This is a genomic window from Streptomyces sp. TLI_185 (assembly GCF_003814765.1).
Taxonomy (GTDB): Bacteria; Actinomycetota; Actinomycetes; order Streptomycetales; family Streptomycetaceae; genus Streptomyces.
On record NZ_RKRB01000001.1, the window covers coordinates 7,088,237 to 7,113,559 of the forward strand.

At 71.1% G+C, this 25,323-nt stretch carries 20 protein-coding genes; 15 read left to right on the forward strand and 5 right to left on the reverse strand.

All coding sequences use genetic code 11. The features are described from left to right. The first annotated feature begins 28 nt into the window (after positions 1-28). From EDD92_RS32850 to EDD92_RS32860, 3 genes are all read left to right on the forward strand, one after another. Positions 29-1,117 (forward strand): branched-chain amino acid aminotransferase, encoded by a 1,089-nt coding sequence (locus EDD92_RS32850; protein WP_123967671.1) that lies wholly within the window; start codon positions 29-31, stop codon positions 1,115-1,117. A 129-nt stretch (positions 1,118-1,246) separates the two neighbouring features. Beyond that, positions 1,247-2,317 (forward strand): hypothetical protein, encoded by a 1,071-nt coding sequence (locus EDD92_RS32855; RefSeq protein WP_123967672.1) that lies wholly within the window; start codon positions 1,247-1,249, stop codon positions 2,315-2,317. Positions 2,318-2,331: 14 nt separating this feature from the next. Continuing rightward, the gene (locus tag EDD92_RS32860; RefSeq protein WP_123967673.1) at positions 2,332-3,654 is read left to right on the forward strand and encodes a KamA family radical SAM protein; all 1,323 of its coding nucleotides are present in this window, start codon (positions 2,332-2,334) and stop codon (positions 3,652-3,654) included. A gap of 25 nt (positions 3,655-3,679) precedes the next feature. On the opposite strand, the gene EDD92_RS32865 is transcribed toward EDD92_RS32860, so the two are convergent. Then, complete coding sequence (locus EDD92_RS32865; protein WP_123970658.1) at positions 3,680-5,155, reverse strand: cytosine permease; 1,476 nt, start codon at positions 5,153-5,155, stop codon at positions 3,680-3,682. Positions 5,156-5,280: 125 nt separating this feature from the next. On the opposite strand from EDD92_RS32865, the gene ureA reads away from it, so the two are divergent. The 8 genes from ureA to cimA all read left to right on the forward strand — a co-directional run bounded on the left by ureA (position 5,281) and on the right by cimA (position 14,474). Next, positions 5,281-5,964, forward strand: a complete 684-nt coding sequence (ureA, locus tag EDD92_RS32870; RefSeq protein ID WP_123967674.1) for an urease subunit gamma — start codon at positions 5,281-5,283, stop codon at positions 5,962-5,964. Further along, positions 5,961-7,655: an urease subunit alpha gene (locus tag EDD92_RS32875; protein WP_123967675.1), complete on the forward strand. Its 1,695-nt coding sequence runs from the start codon at positions 5,961-5,963 to the stop codon at positions 7,653-7,655. Before ureA ends, EDD92_RS32875 begins: the two co-directional genes overlap by 4 nt. 12 nt (positions 7,656-7,667) lie before the next feature. Beyond that, positions 7,668-8,705: an agmatine/peptidylarginine deiminase gene (locus EDD92_RS32880; RefSeq protein WP_123967676.1), complete on the forward strand. Its 1,038-nt coding sequence runs from the start codon at positions 7,668-7,670 to the stop codon at positions 8,703-8,705. Between the two features lie 39 nt (positions 8,706-8,744). Continuing rightward, positions 8,745-9,236: a hypothetical protein gene (locus tag EDD92_RS32885; protein ID WP_123967677.1), complete on the forward strand. Its 492-nt coding sequence runs from the start codon at positions 8,745-8,747 to the stop codon at positions 9,234-9,236. Next, entirely contained in the window at positions 9,233-9,835 is a 603-nt protein-coding gene (locus EDD92_RS32890; protein ID WP_123967678.1) for a TetR/AcrR family transcriptional regulator, read from the forward strand. Before EDD92_RS32885 ends, EDD92_RS32890 begins: the two co-directional genes overlap by 4 nt. A gap of 136 nt (positions 9,836-9,971) precedes the next feature. Then, positions 9,972-11,246 carry a hypothetical protein gene (locus tag EDD92_RS32895; RefSeq protein WP_123967679.1) on the forward strand — a complete coding sequence of 425 codons (1,275 nt, stop codon included), beginning with the start codon at positions 9,972-9,974 and terminating at the stop codon, positions 11,244-11,246. Between the two features lie 31 nt (positions 11,247-11,277). Then, complete coding sequence (locus tag EDD92_RS32900; protein ID WP_123967680.1) at positions 11,278-12,552, forward strand: PD40 domain-containing protein; 1,275 nt, start codon at positions 11,278-11,280, stop codon at positions 12,550-12,552. Positions 12,553-12,869: 317 nt separating this feature from the next. Continuing rightward, positions 12,870-14,474 (forward strand): citramalate synthase, encoded by a 1,605-nt coding sequence (gene cimA, locus EDD92_RS32905; protein ID WP_123967681.1) that lies wholly within the window; start codon positions 12,870-12,872, stop codon positions 14,472-14,474. Between the two features lie 136 nt (positions 14,475-14,610). Here the strand turns inward: cimA and EDD92_RS32910 are convergent, their stop codons facing one another. After that, positions 14,611-16,476 carry a lectin gene (locus tag EDD92_RS32910; RefSeq protein ID WP_123967682.1) on the reverse strand — a complete coding sequence of 622 codons (1,866 nt, stop codon included), beginning with the start codon at positions 16,474-16,476 and terminating at the stop codon, positions 14,611-14,613. A gap of 116 nt (positions 16,477-16,592) precedes the next feature. On the opposite strand from EDD92_RS32910, the gene EDD92_RS32915 reads away from it, so the two are divergent. Both EDD92_RS32915 and EDD92_RS32920 read left to right on the forward strand, forming a co-directional pair. Further along, positions 16,593-19,625, forward strand: a complete 3,033-nt coding sequence (locus EDD92_RS32915; protein ID WP_123967683.1) for a glycoside hydrolase family 3 N-terminal domain-containing protein — start codon at positions 16,593-16,595, stop codon at positions 19,623-19,625. Between the two features lie 70 nt (positions 19,626-19,695). Beyond that, positions 19,696-21,051 carry a hypothetical protein gene (locus EDD92_RS32920; protein WP_123967684.1) on the forward strand — a complete coding sequence of 452 codons (1,356 nt, stop codon included), beginning with the start codon at positions 19,696-19,698 and terminating at the stop codon, positions 21,049-21,051. A 4-nt stretch (positions 21,052-21,055) separates the two neighbouring features. Here EDD92_RS32920 and EDD92_RS32925 read toward each other — a convergent pair whose 3' ends face one another. Further along, complete coding sequence (locus EDD92_RS32925) at positions 21,056-21,481, reverse strand: MarR family winged helix-turn-helix transcriptional regulator (RefSeq protein ID WP_123967685.1); 426 nt, start codon at positions 21,479-21,481, stop codon at positions 21,056-21,058. A 63-nt stretch (positions 21,482-21,544) separates the two neighbouring features. Here EDD92_RS32925 and EDD92_RS32930 point away from each other — a divergent pair, with 63 nt between their 5' ends. Both EDD92_RS32930 and EDD92_RS32935 read left to right on the forward strand, forming a co-directional pair. Beyond that, positions 21,545-22,705 (forward strand): FUSC family protein, encoded by a 1,161-nt coding sequence (locus EDD92_RS32930; protein WP_123967686.1) that lies wholly within the window; start codon positions 21,545-21,547, stop codon positions 22,703-22,705. After that, entirely contained in the window at positions 22,632-23,180 is a 549-nt protein-coding gene (locus tag EDD92_RS32935; protein WP_123967687.1) for a hypothetical protein, read from the forward strand. Before EDD92_RS32930 ends, EDD92_RS32935 begins: the two co-directional genes overlap by 74 nt. 37 nt (positions 23,181-23,217) lie before the next feature. Here the strand turns inward: EDD92_RS32935 and EDD92_RS32940 are convergent, their stop codons facing one another. Next, a complete protein-coding gene (locus EDD92_RS32940) occupies positions 23,218-23,895 on the reverse strand; it encodes a response regulator transcription factor (protein ID WP_123967688.1) in 678 nt (225 codons plus the stop codon). Continuing rightward, positions 23,892-25,028, reverse strand: a complete 1,137-nt coding sequence (locus tag EDD92_RS32945; protein ID WP_185124202.1) for a sensor histidine kinase — start codon at positions 25,026-25,028, stop codon at positions 23,892-23,894. The genes EDD92_RS32940 and EDD92_RS32945 overlap by 4 nt, the downstream gene beginning before the upstream one ends. Between the last annotated feature and the right edge of the window lie 295 nt (positions 25,029-25,323).

The following is a 25,323-nucleotide window of genomic DNA, read 5'->3' on the forward strand; positions in this document are numbered from 1 at the left end:
ACACACAACCGGTGAAGGACAACCACTCATGACGACGCCCACGATCGAGCTCAAGCCCTCGGCCTCGCCGCTCTCCGACGCGGAGCGCGAGGCGATCCTGGCGAACCCCGGGTTCGGCCGCCACTTCACCGACCACATGGTGACGATCAAGTGGACCGAGGGCCGCGGCTGGCACGACGGTCAGCTCGTCCCGTACGCCCCGCTCTCCCTCGACCCGGCCACGATGGTCCTGCACTATGCGCAGGAGATCTTCGAGGGCCTCAAGGCCTACCGTCAGCCCGACGGCTCCGTCGCCACCTTCCGCCCCGGGAAGAACGCCGAGCGCTTCCAGCGCTCCGCACACCGCCTCGGGATGCCCGAGCTGCCGGTCGAGACGTTCATCGAGGCCTGCGACGCCCTGGTCCAGCAGGACAAGGCATGGGTCCCCGCGCACGGCGGCGAGGAGTCCCTCTACCTGCGCCCGTTCATGATCGCGACCGAGGTCGGTCTGGGCGTGAAGCCCGCCAACGAGTACCTCTTCCTGGTCATCGCGTCCCCGGCCGGCGCCTACTTCCCCGGCGGCGTGAAGCCGGTCACCATCTGGCTCTCCGAGAACCGTGTCCGCGCCGTCCCCGGCGGCACCGGCGACGCCAAGACCGGCGGCAACTACGCGGCCTCCCTGCTCGCCCAGGCCGAGGCCGCCGCCAAGGGCTGCGACCAGGTCTGCTACCTCGACGCGGTCGAGCACAAGTGGGTCGAGGAGCTCGGCGGCATGAACCTGTACTTCGTGTACGGGGACAAGATCATCACGCCGTCGCTGACGGGCTCCATCCTCGAGGGCGTCACCCGTGACTCGCTCCTGACCGTCGCCCGCGATCTCGGCTACGAGTCCGAGGAGGGCCGCGTCTCCATCGACCAGTGGCAGCGCGACGCCGAGAACGGCACGCTGACGGAGGTCTTCGCGTGCGGTACCGCCGCCGTGATCACCCCGGTCGGCACCGTCAAGCGCGAGAGCACCGAGTGGCAGCAGGCGGGCGGCGAGCCGGGCGAGGTCACGCTCAGGCTCCGCGAGGCCCTGCTGAACATCCAGCGCGGCACGGCGGAGGACAAGCACGGCTGGATGCACCTCCTCGGCTGAGTCCAATCTGCGTACTGCGGCCGGTAGTTCGTTCGACGCGTAGCGCCTCCCCCGCGCGGGTATCCACTGATTCCGCGGGGGGAGCGTGCTCTCCCGTGCGCGGATTCGGCCGGGGGAGAGGGAACACGGGTGAGCGGGCGGACGCCGATGTCGAGGCCGCGCTGGCTGCTGCGCGCGTTACGCACGCCGCGCCGCCCCCAGAGCCTCACGGTGCTGGCCCTGCTCGCCGGCTGCGCGGGCGTGCTGCTGTGGTTCGCCAGGCACATGGCCCAATACAGCGAGAACCTCGCCCTCAACCTCGGCACCGACCTCGTCGGCGTCGTCATCACCGTCTTCGTGATCGGCCCGCTCATCTCCCGCGCCCAGGAGGGACGGGTCCGCGAACACACCCGGCTCGACTACGAATGGTTCAGCGCCCAGGTCTACGGCTCGACCTCGAACGTGAAGGTGCTGGACACCTTCTCCAACCTGTTCGGCCCGCAGTACTCCGAACGCCTCTTCCGCGGCGTCAAGTCCGCCACCGCGCACGGCGCCCGGGTGCAGATCCTGCTCCTCGACCCCGACTCCCTCGCCGTCATCCTGCGTGGCCGTGAACTCGGCGAGCAGAGTGACGACATCCGCCGCGACATCCTGCGCAACCTGCGCACGCTGAGCCAGTTCGTGCGCCGCCTCGACGACGGCCCCCGGCAGTTCCTCGAAGTACGCCTGTGTTCCACGTCCCCCGGCGTGACGCTCTACCGCTGGGACGAGCGCTCCCTCGTCTCCTTCCTCACTGTCGGACGGCTGTCCGGCGAGGGCGTCCAGTTGGAGGTCGCCGTACGCTCCCCGCTCGGCGCCTTCGTCGAGCAGCGCTTCGACGAGCTGTGGCAGCAGAGCAAGCCGATGGAACGGTTCACCCATCTGCCGGTCACCCTGGTCGACGCGACCGACGGCCGCCGGGAGTTCAGCTGCCGCTTCGTGTATGTCGACGACGGTCTGTACGTCGCCGGCCACGACCTTGTCTCGTACATGGCACGCCACCGCCTCGACCAACTCTCCGCGTACAGCGAGGCCTTGAACGTACCGGGCGCCCACGAGCTGATCGTCGTCGACGACGAAAGCGACCTGCACCAGGTCCTGAAACAGCACTTCGCGGAGAAGTACGATGCGTCGACGGCCGCCTTCGTGGAACTTCGGCCGTCGGTCCTGGTCACGGAATAGAGGCCCTGGCACACATGAGTTCAGCGCTCCACCTTGCTCCACACCCGAGCAGCTCCCGATTCCGCGCCTTCACGCCCCGTGACCTGGACGGTCTGCTGCAGCGTGTGTCCCTGACGGACGATCAGCGGCTCGCCCTGCGGGCCGTCTCCTCGGTCCTGCCGTTCCGTACGAACACGTATGTCGTCGACGAGCTGATCGACTGGTCGGCGGTGCCCGACGACCCGATCTTCCGGCTGACCTTCCCGCAGACCGGCATGCTGCCCGCGCCCGACGTCCGCAGGATGGCCGACCTGCTGTCCAAGGACGCGTCCCGGGCCGAGATCCAGCGCGCGGCGCACGAGATCCGGATGAGACTCAACCCGCACCCCTCGGGCCAGCTCGACGCCAACGTCCCGGTGCACGAGGGGCAGCGGCTGGCCGGACTGCAGCACAAGTACCCGGAGACGGTGCTGATCTTCCCACGCCAGGGCCAGACCTGCCACGCCTACTGCACGTACTGCTTCCGCTGGCCGCAGTTCGTCGGCGAGGCCGATCTGCGTATCGCGACGGACGACATCGCGGCCACGTCCGCCTATCTGCGCGCCCACCCCGAGGTCACCAGCGCCCTCATCACCGGCGGTGACCCGCTGGTGATGAGCACGGAGGTGCTACGGCGTTATGTGGAGCCGCTGCTGCAGATCGACACCGTGCGGTCGATCCGGATCGGCACCAAGTCGCTCGCCTTCTGGCCGTACCGTTTCACCACCGACCGCGACGCGGACGACCTCCTCCGTCTCTTCGAGCAGGTCGTGGCGTCCGGCCGCCACCTCGCCCTGATGGCCCACTTCACCCACCCGCAGGAGCTGCGGCCGCCGGTCGTACGGGAAGCGATGCGCCGCGTCCGCGACACCGGCGCGGTGATCCGCTGCCAGGGCCCGCTGGTGGCCGGCATCAACGACAGCGCCGAGGCCTGGGCCGAGCTGTGGGATGTGACGACGACGCTGGGGGCGGTGCCGTACTACCAGTTCGTGGAGCGGGACACCGGTCCCCAGGGCTACTTCGGTGTCCCACTGGTCCGCGGGCACGAGATCTTCCGAGACGCCTACGCCCGGGTCTCCGGCCTCGCCCGCACAGTCCGCGGCCCGGTCATGTCGGCGATGCCCGGCAAGGTCTGCGTGGACGGGGTTGCGGAGGTGGCCGGCGAGAAGGTCTTCGTCCTGCATCTGATCCAGGCCCGCGATCCCGAACTCGTGGACCGCCCGTTCTTTGCGGCATACGACGAGGGGGCGACGTGGTTCACGGACCTGAAGCCCGCGTTCGGCTCCGCCGAGTTTCTGCCGGGGCTGCAGGCCGGGTGAGCTGCGCCCGGCGTCGGGGGTGGCCCTATTGGGGGGCTGCGCCCCCCAGGCCCCCTGCTTCGGCCTGAACGGCCTCGTCCTCAAACGCCGGACGGGCTGAGATTGCTGAGGCCTGCCCGGTACGAGACCGGCACTGCAGCAGCGCGTACGCCACGCCGCCCACCAGCCCCGACGCCACGAAACTGCAGTCCACCCCGCCCGTCAGCGACAGCAGCGGCCCCTCGTACGAAGGCAGCGACACCGCCAGCAGTCCGACCGCCGCCCCCACCGCCCAGGACACCGTCGCCGCCACGTTCCAGCCACCCCGGTACCAGTAGATCCCGCCTCGCGACCGCCTGTTGAACACCTGCAGTGCGTCCGCGTCGTACACCCCCCGGCAGCGGACGAAGCCGATCAGAGTGATCACTGCCCACGGCGTACCGATCGCGGTGAGCAGGAGGACGAAGGACGTCATGGCGTCCTGCGCGCTCGAGTAGTAGTGGCCGACGAAGACGCAGGCCGTCGCGACCGCGGCGACCGTGTACGTGGCTCGGGCCCGGGACGCGCGCGGCAGGATCGCGTCCAGGTCGAGGCCCATGGAGTACAGCATCAGACCGGCGTTGCCGACCGAGCCCGCGGTGGCGGAGAGCAGGAGGGGGATCAGGTACCAGGCGGGGGACGCCGTCACCAGCGGGCCCGCGTAGTCCGTCGCCGCGCGGGCCGCGTACGCCGTGAAGGTGCCGAAGAGCTGGGGGACCAGCAGGCCCAGGATCAGGCCGAGCCAGGTCGCGTGCAGAACCCGGCGGGAGGAGTGGCGGGCCGGGGAGATGTAGCGGGTGTAGTCGCCGAGGAGGGTGATGAAGGCGATCGGGCCGGACAGGCCCGCGGCCACCGTCGCGAGGAACCAGGTCGGCCAGTAGCCGCCCAGCAGATAGCCGCCGGTCTCCGGGATCGCCGAGGTGGTGAAGTGCGGGGCGTAGGCGATGACGCCCAGCGCCAGCAGGGCCGTCATGCCGATCGCCAGGACCCGGGACATGGCCAGCAGCACCCGGTACCCGTACACCGCGCCGGCGACCGTGGCCGCGGCGAGGAGCGCGTAGACCAGGGCGTACGCCACTCCGTCCACCGGCAGACCGAACAGCCGCCGCAGCACGCTCACCATCACGTCCCCGCCGATCCAGACGGTCAGCGCCGTGTAGCCGAGGGCGAGGAGCAGACCGACCACCGAGCCGACCAGCCGGCCGCGCACGCCGAACTGGGCGCCGGAGGAGGTGGAGAGGTTCGTCGCGGTGCGCAGGGAGATCAGGGCCAGGGGCGCCGTCAGGGCCGTGCCCGCCAGCGTGCCGACCACGATCGAGCTCAGCGACGACCACCAGTCCAGGCCGAACGACGGTGGCAGCCAGCCGAAGATGATCACGCCCAGACAGAGGTTGGAGCCCAGGAGGATCGAGACGAGATCGCTGGGCCCGCTGGTGCGTTCCTCGTCGGGGATGGTGTCGACTCCGCGCTGTTCTATCGAGATCGGCATGGCGGCCCCTTTCGGTTCGTTAGAGCGGCACTCAATGTGACTCCTGACGCTCTGGTCGTCAAGGCCTTCCTCCTAAGCGATTCCCTGTTTAGAGTGTTGCTCTAAATGGAGGGATGGACATGCGGCTGACACCGACCGAACGCGACCGGCTGCTGCTCTTCGGGGCCGCCGAGCTGGCCCGGGCGCGACGGGCCCGGGGTCTTCGGCTCAACGTGCCCGAGGCCACCGCGCTGATAGCGGACACCGTCTGCGAGGCCGCCCGCGACGGCGCCCGGCTCGCCGAGGCCATCGGGCGCGCCCGGTCCGTCCTCGGCCCGGACGATGTGCTGCCCGGCGTCGCGGACGTCGTCACCGAGGTGCATGTCGAGGCCGTCTTCGACGACGGCTCGCGGCTCGCGGTGGTGAGCGATCCGATCGGCGGGGGCGGGCTGGGGGAGCAGGCGCCCGGCGCGTTGCTGCCCGGGCCGGAGCATGCCGAGCCCGAGGCGGCCGTGCGGCTGACGGTGACCAACACCGCCACCGTGCCCGTCTCCGTCACCTCCCACTTCCACTTCTTCGAGGCCAACCCGCGCCTCGACTTCGTACGAGAACAGGCCTACGGGATGCGGCTCGCCGTGCCCGCCGGGTCGTCGGTGCGGTTCGGGCCGGGGGAGAGCGTCGAGGTCGGCTTGGTGCCGATCGGGGGCGAGCGGGTCGCGATCGGGTTCGCGGGGCTCGTCGACGGGGCGCTGGACGCGCCGGGGGCGAAGGAAGAGGCCCTGCGCAGGGCCGCCGCCTGCGGATATCTGGGAGCAGACCGATGAGCAACGATTTCAACGCGAGCATCGATCCTCGTGCCTATGCCGCCACCCACGGGCCCCGCGCCGGCGACCGGGTCCGGCTCGGTGACTCCGGGCTGACCGTCCGCGTCGAGTCCGACTCCCAGCAGTACGGCGACGAGTTCCTCGCCGGCTTCGGCAAGACCGCCCGCGACGGGCTGCACCTCAAGGCGGCGGCCGTCCGGGAGACCTGTGACGTCGTCATCAGCAATGTGGTGGTGATCGATGCCGTGCAGGGGATCCGGAAGGTGTCGATCGGCATCCGGGAGGGGCGGATCTGCTCGATCGGGCGCGCCGGGAACCCCGACACCCTCGACGGGGTCGACGTCGTCGTCGGTACGGGGACCTCGATCGTGTCCGGCGAGGGGCTCATCGCCACCGCCGGTGCCGTCGACACGCACGTCCATCTGCTCTCGCCGCGGATCATGGAGGCTTCGCTGGCGTCCGGCGTGACCACGATCATCGGGCAGGAGTTCGGGCCCGTGTGGGGGGTCGGCGTCAACTCGCCGTGGGCGCTGCGGCACGCCTTCAACGCCTTCGACGCCTGGCCGGTCAACATCGGCTTCCTGGGGCGCGGTTCGTCCTCGCACTCCGCGCCTCTGGTGGAGGCGTTGGCCGAGGGTGGCGCGAGCGGCTTCAAGGTGCACGAGGACATGGGCGCCCACACGCGTGCCCTGGACACGGCATTGCGCGTCGCCGAGGAGCACGACGTCCAAGTCGCCCTGCACAGCGACGGGTTGAACGAGTGCCTGTCGGTGGAGGACACCCTGCGGGTGCTGGAGGGGCGGACCATCCACGCCTTCCACATCGAGGGGTGCGGCGGCGGGCACGTCCCCAACGTCCTGAAGATGGCGGGTGTCCCGAACGTCATCGGCTCCTCCACCAATCCCACCCTGCCCTTCGGGCGGGACGCCGTCGCCGAGCACTACGGCATGATCGTCTCCGTCCACGACCTGAAGACGGACCTGCCGGGCGACGCCGCCATGGCCCGCGACCGTATCCGGGCCGGCACCATGGGCGCCGAGGACGTGCTGCACGACCTGGGCGCGATCGGCATCACCTCGTCCGACGCGCAGGGCATGGGGCGGGCCGGCGAGACCGTCCGCCGTACCTTCGCCATGGCCGGGAAGATGAAGGCCGAGTTCGGCGCCCCGGACGAGCACGACAACGAGCGCGTCCTGCGCTACATGGCCAAGCTGACCATCAACCCGGCCATCGCGCACGGGCTCTCGCACGAGGTCGGGTCGATCGAGGTCGGCAAGCTCGCCGACATCGTGCTGTGGCGGCCGGAGTACTTCGGAGCGAAGCCGCAGCTCGTCCTCAAGTCGGGCTTCCCGGCGTACGGCGTGGTCGGCGACCCCAATGCGGCGACGGACACCTGCGAACCGCTGGTCCTCGGGCCGCAGTTCGGGGCGCACGGCGCGACGCCCGCCGAGATCTCCGTCGCCTTCGTCGCCCAGGCGGCCCTCGACCAGGGCAACGACACCATGCCGACCCGGCGCAGAAGGGTCGCCGTGCGCGGCACCCGCGGCATCGGACCGGCCGACCTGCGGCTCAACTCCCGTACCGGAGCGGTGGATGTCGACCAGCGGACCGGTCTGGTCACCCTCGACGGAGAGCCGGTCCGCTCGCAGCCGGCCGACTCCGTCTCCCTCAACCGCCTCTACTTCCTCTGACAAGGACCTTCCATGTCTGCTGCCGCCGACGGCTTCCGGATGCCCGCCGAATGGACCCCGCACGAGCGCACCTGGATGGCGTGGCCCGGCCCCAACACGACCTTCGACGACCCGGACGACCTCGCCGCCTCGCGTGCCGCCTGGGCCGCGGTCGCCCGCACGATCCGCCGCTTCGAGCCGGTGACGGTGGTGTGCGGCCCCGGCCGGTCGGCGGACGCACGGGCGCTCCTCGGGCCGGGTGTCGACACCGTCGAGCGCGAGCTGGACGACGCGTGGATGCGTGACATCGGCCCCACGTTCCTCACGAACGGGCGTGAACTCGCCGCCGTCGACTGGACGTTCAACGGCTGGGGCGCCCAGGGCTGGGCCCGCTGGGAGCACGACGCGAAGGTCGCCGCGTATGTCTCGGACCTCGCGGGCGCGAAGACGTACGCCTCGAAGCTCGTCAACGAGGGCGGTGCGATCCACGTCGACGGAGAGGGGACGGTCCTGCTCACGGAGACCGTGCAACTCGGCCCCGAGCGCAACCCGGGCTGGACGAAGGAACAGGTCGAGGCGGAGATCCACGCCCACCTCGGCACCCGCAAGGCGATCTGGCTGCCCCGCGGCCTCACCGGCGACTACCCTCCGCACGGCTTCGGCACCCTCGGCCATGTCGACATCGTCGCCGCGTTCGCGCGCCCGGGAGTCGTGGTCGCCCACTCGCAGCCAGATCCGGCGCACCCGGACCACGAGGTGACGAAGGAGGTCATCGGGCTCCTGAAGGCGCAGACGGACGCGCGGGGCCGCAGCCTGGAGGTCGTCGAGGTCCCGGCGCCCACCGTGCTGGAGGCCGACGGCCACTGGGCCGACTACTCCTACATCAACCACTACCTCTGCAACGGCGGTGTCGTGCTCTGCGGCTTCGACGACCCGCGCGACGAGAACGCCGCCGGGATCTTCCGCCGGCTCTTCCCGGAGCGGACGGTGACCCTCGTGGACGCCCGGACGATCTTCGCGGGCGGCGGCGGCATCCACTGCATCACGCAGCAGCAGCCGAAGGTGCGCTGACGGACCGCGGCGGGCAGCAGCGTCAGGTAGAACATACGGGTGAACGTGCTGATCTGCGCCGCCTGCGGAGGCCGGCTGACCGAGCCCGTCCGGCAACTGGACGAGATGCCCGAGTACCCGGGCTGGGACGGGCTCCCGGGTCCGGACGGCAGGCGGCACGGCCCGCCGAGCGTCCCCCGCGGGGCATACGTCGTCGACCCGCTGCCCTTCGGGGCGCCGTTCGAGCCGGTCGATCCCGGCGAGGAGTACGACGGGGTCGTGCCCGGCGGCAAGTGGAAGTTCGACGAGCGGGGCGCGCTGGTCTCCGCCGGGCCGCGCGGCACATACGTGCTGCACCCGGACGACGTCGTGGGCATCACCCCCCACTCCGACCACCGGCGCCTCATCGGCTGCTGCGGTCCGACCGGGGACGACGGGGTCAACCACGTCTGCGGGTGCGGGGCCGAGGTCGCCATCGTGGCCGCAGACTGCTGCAGCGGCTACGAGACGCGGCTCGTCCCGGATGCCGTGCGCGTGGAGGCGGCCACGTGACCGCCCGGCGCCGCACTCCCGCCCCGCCTCGCGAACAACTCCTCGCCGCAGCCATGGACATGATCGCCGAGCGCGGTCTGGAGAAGCTCACCATGGCCGCCCTCGGCCGCGAGGTCGGCATGAGCAGCGGGCATCTCCTCTACTACTTCCGCTCCAAGGACGAGCTGCTGCTGCAGGCCCTGGAGTGGAGCGAGGGCCGGCTGGGCGCCGAGCGCGGACGGCTGCTGGCGCGCGACCGCACGGCCCGCGAGCGGCTCGACGCCTACGTCGACCTGTATGTCCCCGACGGTCACCGCGACCCGCACTGGACCCTCTGGCTGGAGGTCTGGAACCGCTCGCAGAACGCCGACGAGGACGCCCGCGACCGGCAGGCCGCAATCGAGGGCGTCTGGCACCGCGACCTGGTGGCACTGCTCGCGGAGGGGGTGTCGCGGGGGGAGTTCCGCCGGGTCGACCCCGACCGCTTCGCGACCCGGCTGCGGGCCCTGCTGGACGGCTTCTCCATCCATGTGGCGATCGGGCTGCGCGGGACGGACCGGGCGCAAGTTCTCGGCCATGTACGGGAGTTCCTGGACGAGAGCCTGCTCGCGGACGCCTGAGCCCCTGCCCCGGTTGTACTCAATTCGGCGGATTGACGCCGTCCTGCGTGGTGCGTTTGCCTCGAAAGGAGCCCTTGGCGCAGGGCCGGGGGACAAGCGTCACACGGGGAACACAGGGGGAATCGTGCTCAGAGCCATGCGTGGGATGTCCGTCGCGGTGGTCGCGGGAGCCATGGTCGCGTTGACGGCGACGCCGTCGTCCGCGGCGGCGCCCGGGCCGCGGACCGAGCGGGTCACGCTGACGGCGACGGGGGAGCAGGCCGACGAGAACGCGTACGGGCCGCAGTTCAGCGCGGACGGCCGGTTCGCTCTCTTCACGGCGTACGCGTCCAATCTGGTGCCTGGCGACACCAACCGCAGCTCGGATGTCTTCGTGCGCGACCTGCGCAAGGGGACGGTCGAGCGGGTCGATGTCGCCTCGGACGGCGCCCAGGCGGTCGGCGGCGAGTCGCAGGCGCGGGCCATCAGCGCCGACGGCCGGTACGTGCTGTTCAGCTCCAACGCCAGGAACCTGGTCCAGTGGGACAACCCGCCCACGAACGAGGCAGCACAGGACATCTACCTGCACGACCGGCGCACCGGCCGCACGGAGCGGATCAGCGTCGCCCTCGACGGGGGCTCCGCCTTCACGGCCGCCGCCGCCATGTCGCCGAACGCCCGCTACATCGCCTTCAACGCCAAGGCCGACCGGATGGAGACGAACCCCCGCGACCTCTTCGGGATCGTGTACCTCCTCGACCGCCGCACCGGCACAGTGGAGCGGATCAGCAACCGGGACCGCCCGGACAACCCTTCCCTGCTGCAGGGACTCAGCGACAACGGCCGCTATGTGGCGTACACCCAGCTGGTGCCGCGCAGCTCCTACGGCCGCACCTGGGTGCACGACCGCCGCACCGGCACCGAGGAACAGGTCAACGTCAAGCCGGACGGCACCCCGGCCCAGCGGTACGCGCTGCCCGCCTCGCTCTCCGCGGACGGCCGCACCATCGCCTTCGACTACTGGGGCGACGAGGAACTGGTCCCGGGCGAGAACCCCGGCACCGGGTCCACCGTCTACGTGCGCGACCTGCGGGGAGACGTCACCCGGCGAGTCAAGGCCGGCCCCGCGGGCGAGGACGGGATCAGCGGGCCCGTGCTCAGCCCCGACGGCCGGTACGTGACCTACGAGGCACAGCCGAGGTTGGCGGACGGGCACCTCGGGCCCGACAACGTCTACCTCCGCGACCTGCGCACCGGCTCCACCCGCCTGGTCAGCGAGTCCGTCACCGGCGGCCCCGTCACGGACGAGGCCGTTGCCGTCTACGCAGTGAGCGCGGGCGCCCGCCGCATCGGCCTCGGCAGCCACTCCAGCCAGCTCGTCGCGGGCGACACCAACGGCTTCTACGACGGCTTCGTCCGCCGTATGCGCTGAACCCGACCGCAAGGAACTCAGGGGGACTTCCATGCACTTCGTACGACGCAGCACGGTCCTGGGCACCGCCGCCCTGGTCGCCTCGCTCGCCGTGACCACTTTCCCGGCCTCGGCCGCCTCCTCACCCCGGACCTCCCGGGTGAGCACCGCCACCGACGGACACCAGGCCGACGGTGCCTCCTCCGCGCCGGCGATCAGCGCCGACGGACGGTACGTCGCGTTCGTCTCGGCCGCCGACGACCTGGTCCCGGGCGACCGGAACGGCACGGCCGACGTCTTCGTCAAGGACGTGCGCACCGGCCGTACCCAGCGGGTCGCCGACGGTCCGGCGAGCGACCCCGCGCTCAGCGGGGACGGCCGCTACGTCGTCTTCGCCACGGCGGCCGCGCTCGTGAAGGACGACGACAACGGTGTCGACGACGTCTACCTCCTCGACCGTCGCACCCACCGCACCGAACGCATCAGCACCGGCCGTCCGACCAGCTGGATGCCCAACTCGATGCCCGCGATCAGCGCGGACGGCCGGACCGTCGCCTACGTCACCTCGGCCCCCGACGCCGCCCCGGGCGACACCAACGAGCGGGCCGACGTGATCGTCCACGACCGCAGGACGGGGAAGAACCAGCTCGTCCAGTACACGACCGCCGGTGTCCTGGCCGACGCCGACGCCCTGTTCCCCTCCCTCAGCGCGGACGGCCGCTACGTCACCTTCGACACGCCGGCCCTGCTCGACCCCGACCACGCGGACGTCTCCAAGACGAGGCTCGTCTACCTGCGTGACCTGCGCACCCAGACCACGGAGCTGATCAGCCGGCCGACCGGCTACGCCTACAAGAACTACGCGGACGCGTCGTCGATCAGCGGGAGCGGGCGGCTGGTGGCCTTCGAGTCCGGCCTGTACTCGCTGGTGCCCGACGACACCAACAAGGCTGCCGACGTCTTCGTGTACGACCGGGCTGCCCGGACCACCGTCCGCGTCAGCACCGCCGCCGACGGCACCCAGGCCGACGGCCCCAGCGACAGCGTGAGCCTGAGCGCGAACGGCCGCTACGCGGCGTTCACGTCGGCCGCCGACAACCTCGTCCCCGGCGACACCAACGGCGTCGCCGACATCTTCCTCAAGGACCTGAGGACCGGCGCCGTGGAGCGCGTGAGCCTGACCGCGGACGGAGGCCAGGCCGACGGCCCCTCCGACGCGGTCTCCCTGAGCACCACCGGCCGGGCCGCCTTCTCCTCGGCGGCGACGAACCTGGTCCCCGGCGATACCAACTCGGTCGCCGACGTCTTCGTACGCCACCTGCGGTGATCAGCACAGTGCTCGCATTCTGAGACGGAGGGTGAGCGCGGGGGCGGGTTGTGCCAGACTTCCTCCGTGCTCTCGTTCGCCATGATTATTGGCAGCAGGCGCGCCGGTCCGCAGTGACCGCCACGTACGACCAGGTACGGGTGGACACCGTCGTCCTCGACCCGCGCGCAGACCTCTCGCACCCGCGAGGGGTTTTTCGCTTTTCTGGCCCACCTTCAGCCGGGAGCAAAGCGCGAGGGATCATTGGGGACGGTGGAGCCGGTCATTCCGGTACTGACCGAGATCCAGCGGGATCCAACAGCAGGAGCCTTGACACCATGACCGCAACCAGCGAGCTCGACGATTCGTTCCACGTCTTCGACACGACGCTGCGCGACGGCGCGCAGCGTGAGGGCATCAACCTCACCGTGGCGGACAAGCTGGCCATCGCACGGCACCTGGACGACTTCGGCGTGGGCTTCATCGAGGGCGGCTGGCCCGGCGCCAATCCACGCGACACCGAGTTCTTCGCCCGCGCCCGGCAGGAGATCGACTTCAAGCACGCTGAGCTCGTCGCCTTCGGCGCCACCCGCCGGGCCGGTGCCAAGGCGAGCGAGGACCCGCAGGTCAAGGCGCTCCTGGACTCGGGCGCCGAGGTCATCACCCTGGTCGCGAAGTCCCACGACCGCCATGTGGAGCTGGCGCTGCGGACGACGCTGGACGAGAACCTGGAGATGGTCCGCGACACGGTCTCGTACCTCCGTGAGCAGGGCCGCCGGGTGTTCGTCGACTGCGAGCACTTCTTCGACGGCTACCGCGCCAACCCGGAGTACGCCAAGGCCGTCGTACGGGCCGCCGCCGAGGCCGGGGCGTCCGTGGTGATCCTCTGCGACACCAACGGCGGCATGCTCCCCGCCCAGGTCCAGGCCGTCGTCTCGACCGTCCTCGCCGACACCGGCGCCCGGCTCGGCATCCACGCCCAGGACGACACCGGCTGCGCGGTCGCCAACACCCTCGCCGCCGTGGACGCGGGCGCGACCCATGTCCAGTGCACGGCGAACGGCTACGGCGAGCGCGTCGGCAACGCCAACCTCTTCCCGGTCGTCGCGGCCCTGGAGCTCAAGTACGGCAAGAAGGTCCTGCCCGAGGGTGCGCTGCGCGAGATGACCCGGATCTCGCACGCCATCGCCGAGGTCGTGAACCTCACGCCCTCCACCCACCAGCCCTACGTGGGCGTCTCGGCCTTCGCCCACAAGGCCGGCCTGCACGCCTCCGCCATCAAGGTCGACCCCGACCTCTACCAGCACATCGACCCGGAGCTGGTCGGCAACACCATGCGGATGCTCGTGTCCGACATGGCGGGCCGCGCCTCCATCGAGCTCAAGGGCAAGGAGCTCGGCGTCGACCTGGGCGGCGACCGCGAACTGGTCGGCCGGGTCGTCGAGCGGGTCAAGGAGCGCGAGCTCAAGGGCTACACCTACGAGGCGGCGGACGCGAGCTTCGAACTGCTCCTGCGCGCCGAGGTCCAGGGCAAGCCCCTGCGCTACTTCGAGGTCGAGTCGTGGCGTGCCATCGTCGAGGACCGCCCCGACGGCATCCACGCCAACGAGGCCACGGTCAAGCTCTACGCCAAGGGCGAGCGCATCGTCGCCACCGCGGAGGGCAACGGCCCGGTCAACGCCCTGGACCGCGCCCTGCGCGTGGCCCTGGAGAAGATCTACCCCCAGCTCGCCAAGCTCGACCTCGTCGACTACAAGGTCCGCATCCTGGAGGGCGTCCACGGCACACAGTCCACCACCCGCGTCCTGATCTCCACCTCCGACGGCGGCGGCGAATGGTCCACGGTGGGCGTGGCGGAGAACGTCATCGCGGCGTCGTGGCAGGCCCTGGAGGACGCGTACACGTACGGCCTGCTGCGGGCGGGTGTGGAGCCGGCGGAGTAGTCGAACGCGAATCCAGCCCCTTGGGGGTCCCCCCACGGCTTTAAGGCAGTGGGGGAGTTTGAGGAGCGGGGGTCCGGGGGCTGGCCCCCGGTACGGGACGGGTAGGGGCGGCGGGGGCGAAATCCCCCAGCCGCTCCTACTGCAAGTGCCACTTCTGATTGGCGGCCCCCGTACACGACCAGATCTGCACCCGCGCCCCGTTCGCCGACGAGTTGTCCGTGACATCGAGGCACTTGTTCGCCGCGACATTCACGACATCCCCCGTCGAGGCGTTGTACGCCCACCGCTGAGCCCCACTCCCATTGCAGTCGTACAACTGCACCTTCGCCCCATCGGCAGTCGAACCCGAGGTCACATCAAGGCACTTGCCGAGCGCCCGGACCGAACCGTCCGCTTGGACCGTCCACTGCTGCGCGGCCGACCCGTTGCAGTCGTAGAGCTGCACCGCCGTACCGTTCGCACTCGAACCGCCCGCCACATCAAGGCACTTGCCCGCGAGGCCGACGAATGCCCCGGCCCGGCTGTCGCCCCCGGCCTGGTTCCCGGACCACGTGAACGTCACCGACGTCCTGCCCGGCAGCGAGTAAGTCGCGTGCTGTGAGCCCCAGTCGATGGTCACCGTCCTGGCCGCCGACGCGTCGTTGTAGGCGATCAGCGCCTTCGAACCGTCCGGATTGCGCCAGGCCACGTTCGGCACGGCCGTGGACGCCGTCGAGGCGATCCGCTGGGCGCCCGGGCGGACGAACTTCGTCAGGTGACCCATCGTGTAGTACTCGACCGTGTAGTCGACGCTCCCGCTCGCCCCGTCCCCGTTGTGCACGGTGATCAGTCCGGTACAGGTCCCGCACCCGCCGTTGTGCGGGCCCATGTTCTGGTCCACCGCCAGCGACCACTTGGTCACGGACTTCGCCCAGTTCCGCGTGTAGTCCACGATGTTGAGCATGTCCTCGCGCTGCTGGTCGGCGATCCAGGTGCCGCCCGAGTGCTCGGTGCCGAAGGCGTCCAGCGAGGGGTACTGGTTGTGCACCGAGGTCTGTTTGCCGACGTCACCGCCGTAACCGTGCCAGGCGATCCCGCCGAAGTTGGGGTGGTCGCGGATCGCGGAGTCGTCGACGCTCGCGGCCGCGTAGGAGTCGTACACGTCCCAGTTCCAGTCGTGCGCCAGCACCTTCGTCGGCAGACCGGCCGACTGGAGCCTCGGCAGCAGCTCGTTCTTCAGGAAGTAGGCGAGCCCGCTCGCGTTCCAGCTCATCGACGGGTAGCCGGAGCAGCAGGTGGGCTCGTTCTGCGGGGTCACGTACGAGACGTTGACGCCCTGGTCCCTGTACGCCTGGAGGTACTTCACGAAGTAGGAGGCGTACGCCCCGTAGTCCTCCGCCTTCAGCCAGCCGCCGTTGAGCGAGCCGCTGTCCTTCATCCAGGCCGGAGCCGTCCATGGCGAGGTCATGACAGTCAGAGAGGGGTTCAGCTGGAGGGCCTGCTTCGTCAGCGGCACGACGTCCGCGAGGTCGTGCGCGATGGAGAAGCTGTTCAGGTTCGGGTCGGTCTGACCGGCCGGCACGTCGTCGTACGTGTAGCCGTATCGCGCCAGGTCGGAGGCGCCCATCGGATTGCGCAGGAATGACAGCCCGATCCCGTCCGTCGGCGAGAACAGCTTCCGCATGGTCGCGTCCCGCGTGGCCTGCGAGAGGGCTCCGCTGGAGTTCATCAGCCAGGCCGCGGTGTCCGTGAAGGAGGCACCGCCGCCGGTGAAGGTCTGGTACCGGGTGTTCTCGTCGACGGTGATGTTCTCGCCGCCGCCCCCGGTGCCGGACTGGAAGGCGAACGGTGTCTGCGGCTGGAGGCCGCGCGTCACATGGCGTCCGGCGGAGTCGTCGGTGGTGGTGAGCCAGGCCGTGACCTGCTCACCGGCGGCGTGTGCGGGGGTCGTGGCCGCGGTGATGCCGGCCGTGGAGAGGAGTCCGGCCAGCAGCAGCCGGACCGTGCGGGGGGTTCTCCTCATGTTGCCTCGCCCTTCCTGAAATGTCTGACGTGACGTCTTGACGGTCCTGTGGGTCGTTAGTTAACTCACGTCGTGATCTAAGTCATGAGTGAACCACGAGAGTCGAGGGATGGTCCATGCCAAGAACGGCTCTGCTCGTCTCGCGAAGAACCGCTCTGCTCGTCTCCGCGGCCCTCCTCGCCGCCGCGCTGCCGCTGTCGTCGGCCCACGCGGCCGGCGATCCGGCCCCGGCACCCGTCGACCGCTTCGAGGGCGAGGTTCCCTTCGCCTCCCAGCCCGCGGAGGGCATCTTCACCTGGGGCGGCGACAACGACGACCCGCCCGCGCTGCAGCTGACGGCAAGACCCGACGCCCCCGAGGGCGAAAAGGTACTCACCGGCGCCTACGACATCAGCGGCTACGGCGGCTTCACCCACGACTTCGCCGCGAACGAACCCGCCCACGACTGGTCCGCCCACAAGGGCATCCGCTTCTGGTGGGACGGCCAGGACAACAACGAGAAGATCGCCTTCGAGATCAAGGACGGCGGCGCGAACGGCGAGGCCTCCGAGCTCTGGACGACCTCCTTCACCGACGACTTCACCGGCTGGAAACAGGTCGAGATCCCCTTCACCGACTTCGTCTACCGGACCGACTACCAGCCGGTCGGCGGCATCGACCACGTCCTCGGGCTCACCCAGATGTGGGGCTATGCCGTCACCCTCCCGGTCGGCGTCAAGGGCCGATTCGCCATGGACGACGTGGAGTTGTACGGCAGGGCCGACCAGTCCCTGCGCGCCTCCGTCACCACGGACGCCGCCGTGTACCCGGTGAAGGAGGGCGGTACGGCCACCGTCGAGGTCACCCTCGGCACCACCGGCTCCGCCCCCGTCGACGACCCGGTGACCGTCACGTACGAGACCACGGCCGGCACCGCCGACCCCGGCAAGGACTACACACCGGTCACCGGAACCCTCACCTTCCCCGCCGGTACGGCCTCCGGCGCGACGCGGACCATCCATGTGCCGACCCTGCGCGACCGGTCCGCCGAGTCCGCCGAGATGATCCCGCTGAGGCTCACGGTCACCGGCGCCAAGCCCCCGGCCGAGACCCCGCAGGTGGTGATCGACGCCCACGGACTGCCGTATCTGGACACCAAGTTGCCGGTCGGGAAGCGCGTTGCCGACCTCGTCTCCCGTATGTCCTTGGCGGAGAAGGCCGGCCAGATGACCCAGGCCGAGCGCGGAGCCGTGGGGAACGGCTCGGACGTCGCCGCCTACGACCTCGGCTCACTCCTGTCCGGCGGCGGTTCCACGCCCACGCCCAACACCCCCGAGGCCTGGGCGAAGATGATCGACGGCTTCCAGCTGCGGGCGCAGGCAACGCGGTTCCAGATCCCGCTGATCTACGGCGTCGACGCGGTGCACGGCCACAACAACCTGGTCGGCGCCACGATCATGCCGCACAACATCGGCATCGGCGCCACCCGGGACCCCCAACTCGCCCAGAGAACAGGCGCGGTGACCGCGTCCGAGGTTCGCGCCACCGGCGTCCCCTGGGACTTCGCCCCCTGCCTCTGCGTCTCCCGCGACGAACGCTGGGGCCGCTCCTACGAGTCCTTCGGCGAGGACCCGGCTCTCGTCGAGTCCATGGAGACGATCATTCAGGGGCTCCAAGGCCGCGCTGACGGGCGGGACTTGAAGAGGAACGACAAGGTCCTCGCCACCGCCAAGCACTTCGTCGGCGACGGCGGTACCGAGTACGGCTCGTCCACCACCGGCACGTACACCATCGACCAGGGCGTCACCAAGGTCACCCGGCAGCAGCTGGAGGCCGTCCACCTGGCGCCGTACCGGACCGCCGTCGACCGGGGCATCGGTACGGTCATGCCCTCGTACTCCTCCCTCGACATCCTCGGCGACGGCCGGGGCCCGGTGAAGATGCACGCCCGCGCCGACATGATCAACGGTGTGCTCAAGGGCCGTATGGGCTTCGACGGCTTCGTGATCAGCGACTGGAACGCCATCGACCAGCTCCCCGGCGACTATTCCTCCCACGTCCGCACGTCCGTCGACGCGGGCGTCGACATGATGATGGTGCCGTACTCGTACAAGGACTTCACCGCGCAGCTCATCGCCGAGGTGCAGGCCGGTCGCGTCAGCGAGCGACGGGTCGACGACGCCGTCTCGCGCATCCTCACGCAGAAGTTCCGGCTGGGGCTCTTCGAGAAGCCTTACGCCGACACGAGCGGGGCCTCGGCGATCGGTTCCGCCGCCCACCGGGCCGTCGCAAGGCAGGCGGCCGCCGAGTCGCAGGTCCTGCTGAAGAACGCGAACGGCGTGCTGCCCCTGAAGAAGAACCAGAAGGTCTACGTCGCCGGGTCCGACGCCGACGACCTCGGCAACCAGACCGGGGGCTGGACCGTCACCTGGCAGGGGGCGTCCGGCACCCACACCCAGGGCACGACGATCCTGGCGGGGATGCGCAAGGACGGAGACGTCACCTACTCCAAGGACGCCTCCGCGCCCACGGCCGGCTACGACGTCGGTGTGGTCGTCGTCGGCGAGACCCCGTACGCCGAAGGTGTCGGCGACGTCGGCAACGGACACGATCTGCAACTGTCCGCCGCCGACAGGGCCGCCGTGGACAAGGTGTGCGCGGCCATGAGGTGCGCGGTGCTGATCGTCTCCGGGCGCCCCCAGCTGATCGGCGACCGGCTCGGCGAGATCGACGGCCTGGTCGCCTCCTGGCTGCCGGGCACGGAGGGCGACGGGGTGGCCGACGTGCTGTACGGCAAACGCCCCTTCACCGGTCAACTTCCGGTCACCTGGCCCAAGTCCGAGGCGCAGCTGCCGATCAACGTCGGCGACACGGCGTACGACCCGCAGTTCCCGTACGGCTGGGGCCTGACGACCCTGACCAAGGTGCCGGAGGGCGGTGGCGTGACCCTGAAGGCGCTCGCGGTGGCCGCCGCCGTCGCCGAGAAGGCGGGCGCGGACGAGGCCGGCCGCGCGCTCGTCACCAGGGCCCGGATGATCGTCCAGCAGAAAGCGGGCACGGCCATCGCGGAGGCGGTCGCCAAGCCCTTCGCCGACGCCGACCACCTCTCGCTCACCGGGCGGTACGGGGCGGCCGTGGAGAAGTTGATCACGGCCTACCGGGCCGCCTGAGGAGGACAGCACCTGCAAGCATGACAAGCACGGATGACCAGTTTTGGGCGGCTTCGGGTAGCTTCGAAGCATGAAGGCCGTCGTACGGACCCGAAGCCTCCCGGGGCTGCTCCTGGCCCTGCTGCTCGCCGCCCTGACCGTACTGTCGGCGGGCTCCCCGCCGGCCTCCGCGGCCACGAGCGTCTCGACGATCGCCGAGGCCCTGCGCAAGAGCCCGGTCTATGTCGACCCGGCGGCGAGGGCCCAGCTGTCGTCCGCCGACGCGCACGCCCTCGCCGAACGGATCAAGGACGCCGACAAGCCGCTCTTCGTCGCGGTCCTCCCGGCCGACTACCCCACGACGGACCTCTTCCGGAACCTCCGCACCGCCACCGGCATCACGGGCCTGTACGCGATCCGCCTCGGCGACCGCTTCGACGCGAGGGCCGATTCCTCCGTCCTGCCTCGCACCGCCGTACAGAACCTCGTCACCAGCGTGCAGGGAGAGAAGGACGCCAAGACCCAGCTGACCGATTTCACCAACAGCGCCCTCACCCACATGGGCGGCTCCGCCCCGTCGAGCTGGGGCTCCTCCTCCGGTGGCGGCGGGGTGTCGTACACCGCGCTGATCACCGCGGGCGCGGTGCTGGTGGCGGGCGGCGCGGGCGCCTTCATGCTGGTACGCAGGGGTCGGCGCCGCAGGGCCGCGGAGCAGCAGGCGGCGCTGGACCGGCTGCGGGTCGTGGTCGACGAGGACATCACGGCCTTCGGTGAGGAGCTGGACCGCCTCGACTTCCACCCGGCGGAGGCGGGCGCCGACGACGCCATGCGTGCCGACTACGAACGTGCGCTGGACGCCTACGAGCGGGCGAAGTCGGCCATGGCCGAGGCCCGTAAGCCCGAGGACGTGCGCGCCGTCACCGAGGCCCTGGAGGACGGCCGCTTCTCGCTGGCGCTGCTCGCCGCCCGCCGCGAGGGCCGCCCCCTGCCCGAACGCCGGCCGCCCTGCTTCTTCGACCCGCGCCACGGCCCGTCCGTCGCCGACGCCGGCTGGACGCCACCGGGCGGCGCCCCGCGCGAGGTCCCCGTCTGCGCGGCCGACGCCACCCGCCTCGCCGACGGCCGCGACCCCGTCGTCCGCGAGGTCGACACCGACCAGGGCCGCCGCCCGTACTGGGACGCGGGCCCGGCCTACGGCCCCTGGGCGGGCGGCTACTTCGGCGGCGGCCTGCTGCCCGGCCTCCTGGTCGGCACGATGCTGGGCAGCATGATGGCGACCCCGTCGTACGCGGCGAACTACGGCAGCGGATACGGGGACTTCGGCGGCGGATACGAGGGCGGAGACACCTCGGGTGCGGACTTCGACCCGGGTGACTTCGGGGGTGGGTTCGGCGACGGCGGGGGAGGGGACTTCGGGGGCGGCGGGGACTTCGGCGGAGGGTTCTGAGGCGTCACACCTCGGCGTCCGCCAGCCGTTCCATCAGCGCCGCCGCCAGCTCCAGCACGCCCCGCTCCGTCGGGCTCAGCGACGTCAGCGCCCCGGACAGCCAGGCGTCCCGCTCGGCCATGTCCCGCTCCAGCGCCCGCCGACCCGCCTCCGTCAGCGACAGCACGGACTGCCGCCGGTCGACCGTGCCCGGCTCCCGCGCGATCAGTCCTTCCGCCTCCAGCTCCGCGAAGACCCGGGTCAACGACTGCGGCCGCTGCCGCTCGGCCGCCGCGACCTCGCCGGGCGTGGCCGAACCGTGCCGGTGCAGATGGCCGAGCACGTACAGCTGATTGGCACTGAGACTCCCGTCGCCGCGCTCCTGCCGCAGCCGACGGTTGAGCCGGACGACGCCACGACGGATGCGGGCGGCTTCGGGGAGAAGTTCCATGAACCACAATGATACGCGACTACTTACTATCTAGGTACCTACAATGCCCGTATCATCACGCGAGTGACCGTCAAACTGATACGCAACGCGTACGAAGCGGTTCTGACGATGACCGCCATGCTGCTCTGCTGGGCCGCTGCCCTCGTGCTGGAGGGCGCCGCCGGGCTGCACACCGACGTGCTCGTCCTCGCAGTCGCCCTGACGCTCACCCTGGCCTCGACCCAGCGCACCGCGGACACCCGCCGTCGGCTCACCGCGCTCGTGGTGCTGCCCATGACGGCCGGTGCGTCGATCTTCCTCGGCCGGCTGATCGCCGCCCACTACGCGATCGGTGCCGCCGTCTTCACCGCGGGCATCTCGCTGGCCATCTGGATCCGCCGCTACGGCCCGGCCGCCGCGAAGACCGGCACCCTGCTGACGATCCCGCTCGTCGCCCTCCTCGTCGTCCCGGGCCCCGCGCTGCCGCCGGAGGCGCAGAGCGGGCTCGTGACCTGGTTCTGGTCGGCGCTGGTCGGGGTGCTGGCGTGCTGCTCGGTCTGGCTGGTGCAGGGGCTGGGGGACCGGTACGGGCCCTGGCGCGCGGAGCCGGTCCCCGAGCAGCCGCCGCGCCGCTCCCGTCTCCACCCCCGCCCGAGCACCCGCATGGCCCTGCAGATGGCGGCCGGCATCGCCATCGCCTTCACCCTCGGCCGCCTGCTCTTCGACGACCACTGGCCCTGGGTGGTCCTCACCGCGTACGTCGCCGCGAGCGGCAACCGCGGCCGGAACGACGTGCTGCGCAAGGGAGTCCAGCGCCTCGCCGGGGCCTGCGTCGGCACGCTGCTGGCGGCGGGCGTGGCAACGGCCGGTGTCACCGGCCACGCCGCGGTGGCGCTGATGTTCGCCGTCCTGGCGGTCGCGCTGTGGCTGCGCCCGCTCAACTACGCCTACTGGGCGGCGGGCATGACCTGCGCCCTCTCCCTCCTCCTCGGCTACTTCGGCCAGGACGCCCAGCATCTGCTGCCGACGCGGCTGGAGGGCATCGCCGTCGGCGCGGTGCTCTCGGTGGCGTCGGCGTGGTGGCTGCTGCCGGTGCCGCGCAGGCGGGCGACGGCGGCACAGATTGCTCCGACCGATGTCCATCGGCCGCACGCGCTCCTACCCTTGGGGAATGGTGACCCCGCCCGATGGGGACGAACGGGACGTCGTCGAGGGCTTCGGCGACGATCGGCCGCTGCTCGGTGAGCGGTGGCGGGCGTTGTCGCGCCGGGTCCGAGGGACGGTCGTCGGGTCGGTCTGCGCGGTCCTGCTGGGCGTGCTTCTCGGATACCTCCTCGCCACGCGCCCGCCGCCCGACCCGGTCGCCGCCACCACCGTCCGGATCACCGCTGTGGAGATACCGCAGCGCTACACCCTGGACCTCGGCATCACCCTCCGCGTCACCTCCGCCTCTCCCATCACCCTCACGGGAACGAGGCAGGGCTACGACAGCTTCCTGCAGACCCTGCCCGTACCCGGCGCAGCGCTCCTGCCCGGTCAGGTCCGCATCCTGCACACCCGCCTGAACGTCTACTGCCAGTTGCCGCTGCCGCGGCAGGGAACGCCCCTGCTGTTCGTGACCGTGCGCAACGCCCGCCGCGAGGGCCGGGCACCGGTCGTGCCCACCGCGGCGCAACTCGCCGGCATCGACCGTGCCGTGCAGCAGATCTGCCGGCGGTGACCGTATCCTCCCCCGGTCCTGCGTGAGTTGACCGGCGTCAGCCCGTCCGCGGCACCACCAGCCCGCTCTCGTACGCCATCACGACCGCCTGGGTACGGTCGCGCAGGCCCAGCTTGGACAGGATCCGGCTGACATGCGTCTTCACGGTCTCCTCGCCGACATGCAGCCGCGCGGCGAGCTCCGGGTTGGACAGTCCCTCCGCGAGCAGCCGCAGGACGTCGGTCTCGCGCGGGGTGAGGGCTGCAAGGGTGGCCTGCGTGGGGGCCTTGGGGCGGATCCGGGCGAACTCGGCGATCAGCCGCCGGGTGATCGCGGGCGCGAGCAGCGCCTCACCGGCGGCGACCACCCGCACCGCCTCGAAGAGCCGCTCCGCCGTCACGTCCTTGAGCAGGAACCCGCTGGCCCCGGCGGCCAGGGCGTCGTACACATGCTCGTCGAGGTCGAAGGTGGTGAGCACGAGCACCCGGGGCGCGTCCGGCCCCTGCAGCCGCGCGGTCGCCTGGATACCGTCCATGACCGGCATGCGTACGTCCATGAGGACGACGTCGGGCAGCTGCTCCCGGCACACGCGCACTGCCTCCGCGCCGTCGCGGGCGGTGCCGACGACCGTGAAGTCCGGCTGGGTGGCGAGGAGTCCGGCATAACCGGCGCGGACCACCTCGTGGTCGTCGGCGACGACGACACGGATGCCTGCGCCTGTGCTGCTCGTGCTCATGCGAGGGCCTCCGCCCGGACCGGCAGCCGGGCCTCGACCAGGAAGCCGCCGCCGGGCGCCGGACCGGTGCTCAGCGTGCCGCCGACGGCCGACGCACGCTCCCGCATGCCGAGGAGACCGTGACCGGGCGGACCGGAGGCCGCAGGGCCGGGCCCGTTGTCGCGGACACGGACGGTCAAGTCGTCCTCCCCGTACCGGAGTTCCACGTCCACGGCCGCACCCGGCGCATGCCGACGGGCATTGGTCAGTGCCTCCTGCACGATCCGGTACGCGGTGACCTCGATGCCGGAGTCGAGCGCGGCGACCGGCCCGCTGACGATCAGACGTGTCTTCGACCCGGCCGCGTCCCGCGACTCGTCGAGCAGCTCCAGCAGCTGGCCGAGCCCCGGCTGCGGCCTGCGCTGCACACCCGGGGTCGGGTCCTGCGCGTCCTCCCGCAGGACTCCCAGCAGCCGGCGCATCTCCGTGAGGGCAGTGCGGGCGGTGTCCCCGATGGCCAGGAACCGGGTGGCGCCCTCGGGCGGCAGACCGGGTGTGGTCAGCCGCGCGTTCTCCGCCTGCACGGCGATCATCGAGATGTGGTGGGCGACCACGTCGTGCAACTCCCGTGCGATCCGGGCCCGTTCACCGCGGGCGGCATGCTCCAGCAGCGTGTCCGCGAACGCCTGCTCGGTCGCGCTGTGCGCCAGGGCGGTGCTGCGCACATGATGCGTGACACCGGTCGCCGCCGCGGCGGACCCGAGCGTGGCGAGCAGAACGGCCACGATCCGGGTGGCGTCCTCGTGACCGAACACGGCGACGACGACGTACGGGACCACGAGCAGCCCGCCCATCAGCGGCCACCCCGCCCGCGCCAGGACGTACACACAGATCAACTGGGCGACCGCGGCCCCCACGGTGAGCGCCTGGAACGGCACCAGCGCCAGCACACAGGCGGCGCTCACGGCGAGCGCAGCCCCGACCCGGCTGCCCCGCCCGGCCGCCAGGACGAAGACGAGGGGCGCGGTCGTGGCGAGCGCGAGCAGCAGCACGACGGCAAGGCTGCTGTGCGGATCGCCGCTTCGGACGAGGCCCTCGCCCACCGAGAGCGCCGCCAGCACGGCGGGCAGACCCAGCGCCGGCTGTGCCCCCACTCGCCGCACCCGGCACAAGCCGAGGTGCTTCCAGTACGAGGGCGTGCACCCGGCACGCCGAGAGCACGCCCCGACAGCGACATCAGCCGACGGGCCCTCCACAGCAGGCCCTGGCTCCGCGCCGGCAGCCTGTGCCCCCACGGCACCGCGCCGCCCTGTCCAGGCCGACGTCTCTTGCCGTACGTCCTTTTCCCCCACGTCCGCCATTGTCCCGGCCCGCCTCCCCGGCGCATCCCCCGCGTGAGGGACCTCCCCGGTGTGACGACACCTCGCACCCCCCGCCCCTAGCCTCCCT

Coding starts and splice junctions, on each gene's coding strand:
- EDD92_RS32900 (WP_123967680.1), top strand. CDS start 11,278: ATGCACTTCGTACGACGCAGCACGGTCCTGGGCACCGCCGCCCTGGTC.
- EDD92_RS32875 (WP_123967675.1), top strand. CDS start 5,961: ATGAGCAACGATTTCAACGCGAGCATCGATCCTCGTGCCTATGCCGCC.
- EDD92_RS32915 (WP_123967683.1), top strand. CDS start 16,593: ATGCCAAGAACGGCTCTGCTCGTCTCGCGAAGAACCGCTCTGCTCGTC.
- EDD92_RS32850 (WP_123967671.1), top strand. CDS start 29: ATGACGACGCCCACGATCGAGCTCAAGCCCTCGGCCTCGCCGCTCTCC.
- EDD92_RS32860 (WP_123967673.1), top strand. CDS start 2,332: ATGAGTTCAGCGCTCCACCTTGCTCCACACCCGAGCAGCTCCCGATTC.
- EDD92_RS32925 (WP_123967685.1), bottom strand. CDS start 21,481: ATGGAACTTCTCCCCGAAGCCGCCCGCATCCGTCGTGGCGTCGTCCGG.
- ureA (WP_123967674.1), top strand. CDS start 5,281: ATGCGGCTGACACCGACCGAACGCGACCGGCTGCTGCTCTTCGGGGCC.
- EDD92_RS32940 (WP_123967688.1), bottom strand. CDS start 23,895: ATGAGCACGAGCAGCACAGGCGCAGGCATCCGTGTCGTCGTCGCCGAC.
- EDD92_RS32895 (WP_123967679.1), top strand. CDS start 9,972: ATGCGTGGGATGTCCGTCGCGGTGGTCGCGGGAGCCATGGTCGCGTTG.
- cimA (WP_123967681.1), top strand. CDS start 12,870: ATGACCGCAACCAGCGAGCTCGACGATTCGTTCCACGTCTTCGACACG.
- EDD92_RS32880 (WP_123967676.1), top strand. CDS start 7,668: ATGTCTGCTGCCGCCGACGGCTTCCGGATGCCCGCCGAATGGACCCCG.
- EDD92_RS32935 (WP_123967687.1), top strand. CDS start 22,632: ATGGTGACCCCGCCCGATGGGGACGAACGGGACGTCGTCGAGGGCTTC.
- EDD92_RS32920 (WP_123967684.1), top strand. CDS start 19,696: ATGAAGGCCGTCGTACGGACCCGAAGCCTCCCGGGGCTGCTCCTGGCC.
- EDD92_RS32910 (WP_123967682.1), bottom strand. CDS start 16,476: ATGAGGAGAACCCCCCGCACGGTCCGGCTGCTGCTGGCCGGACTCCTC.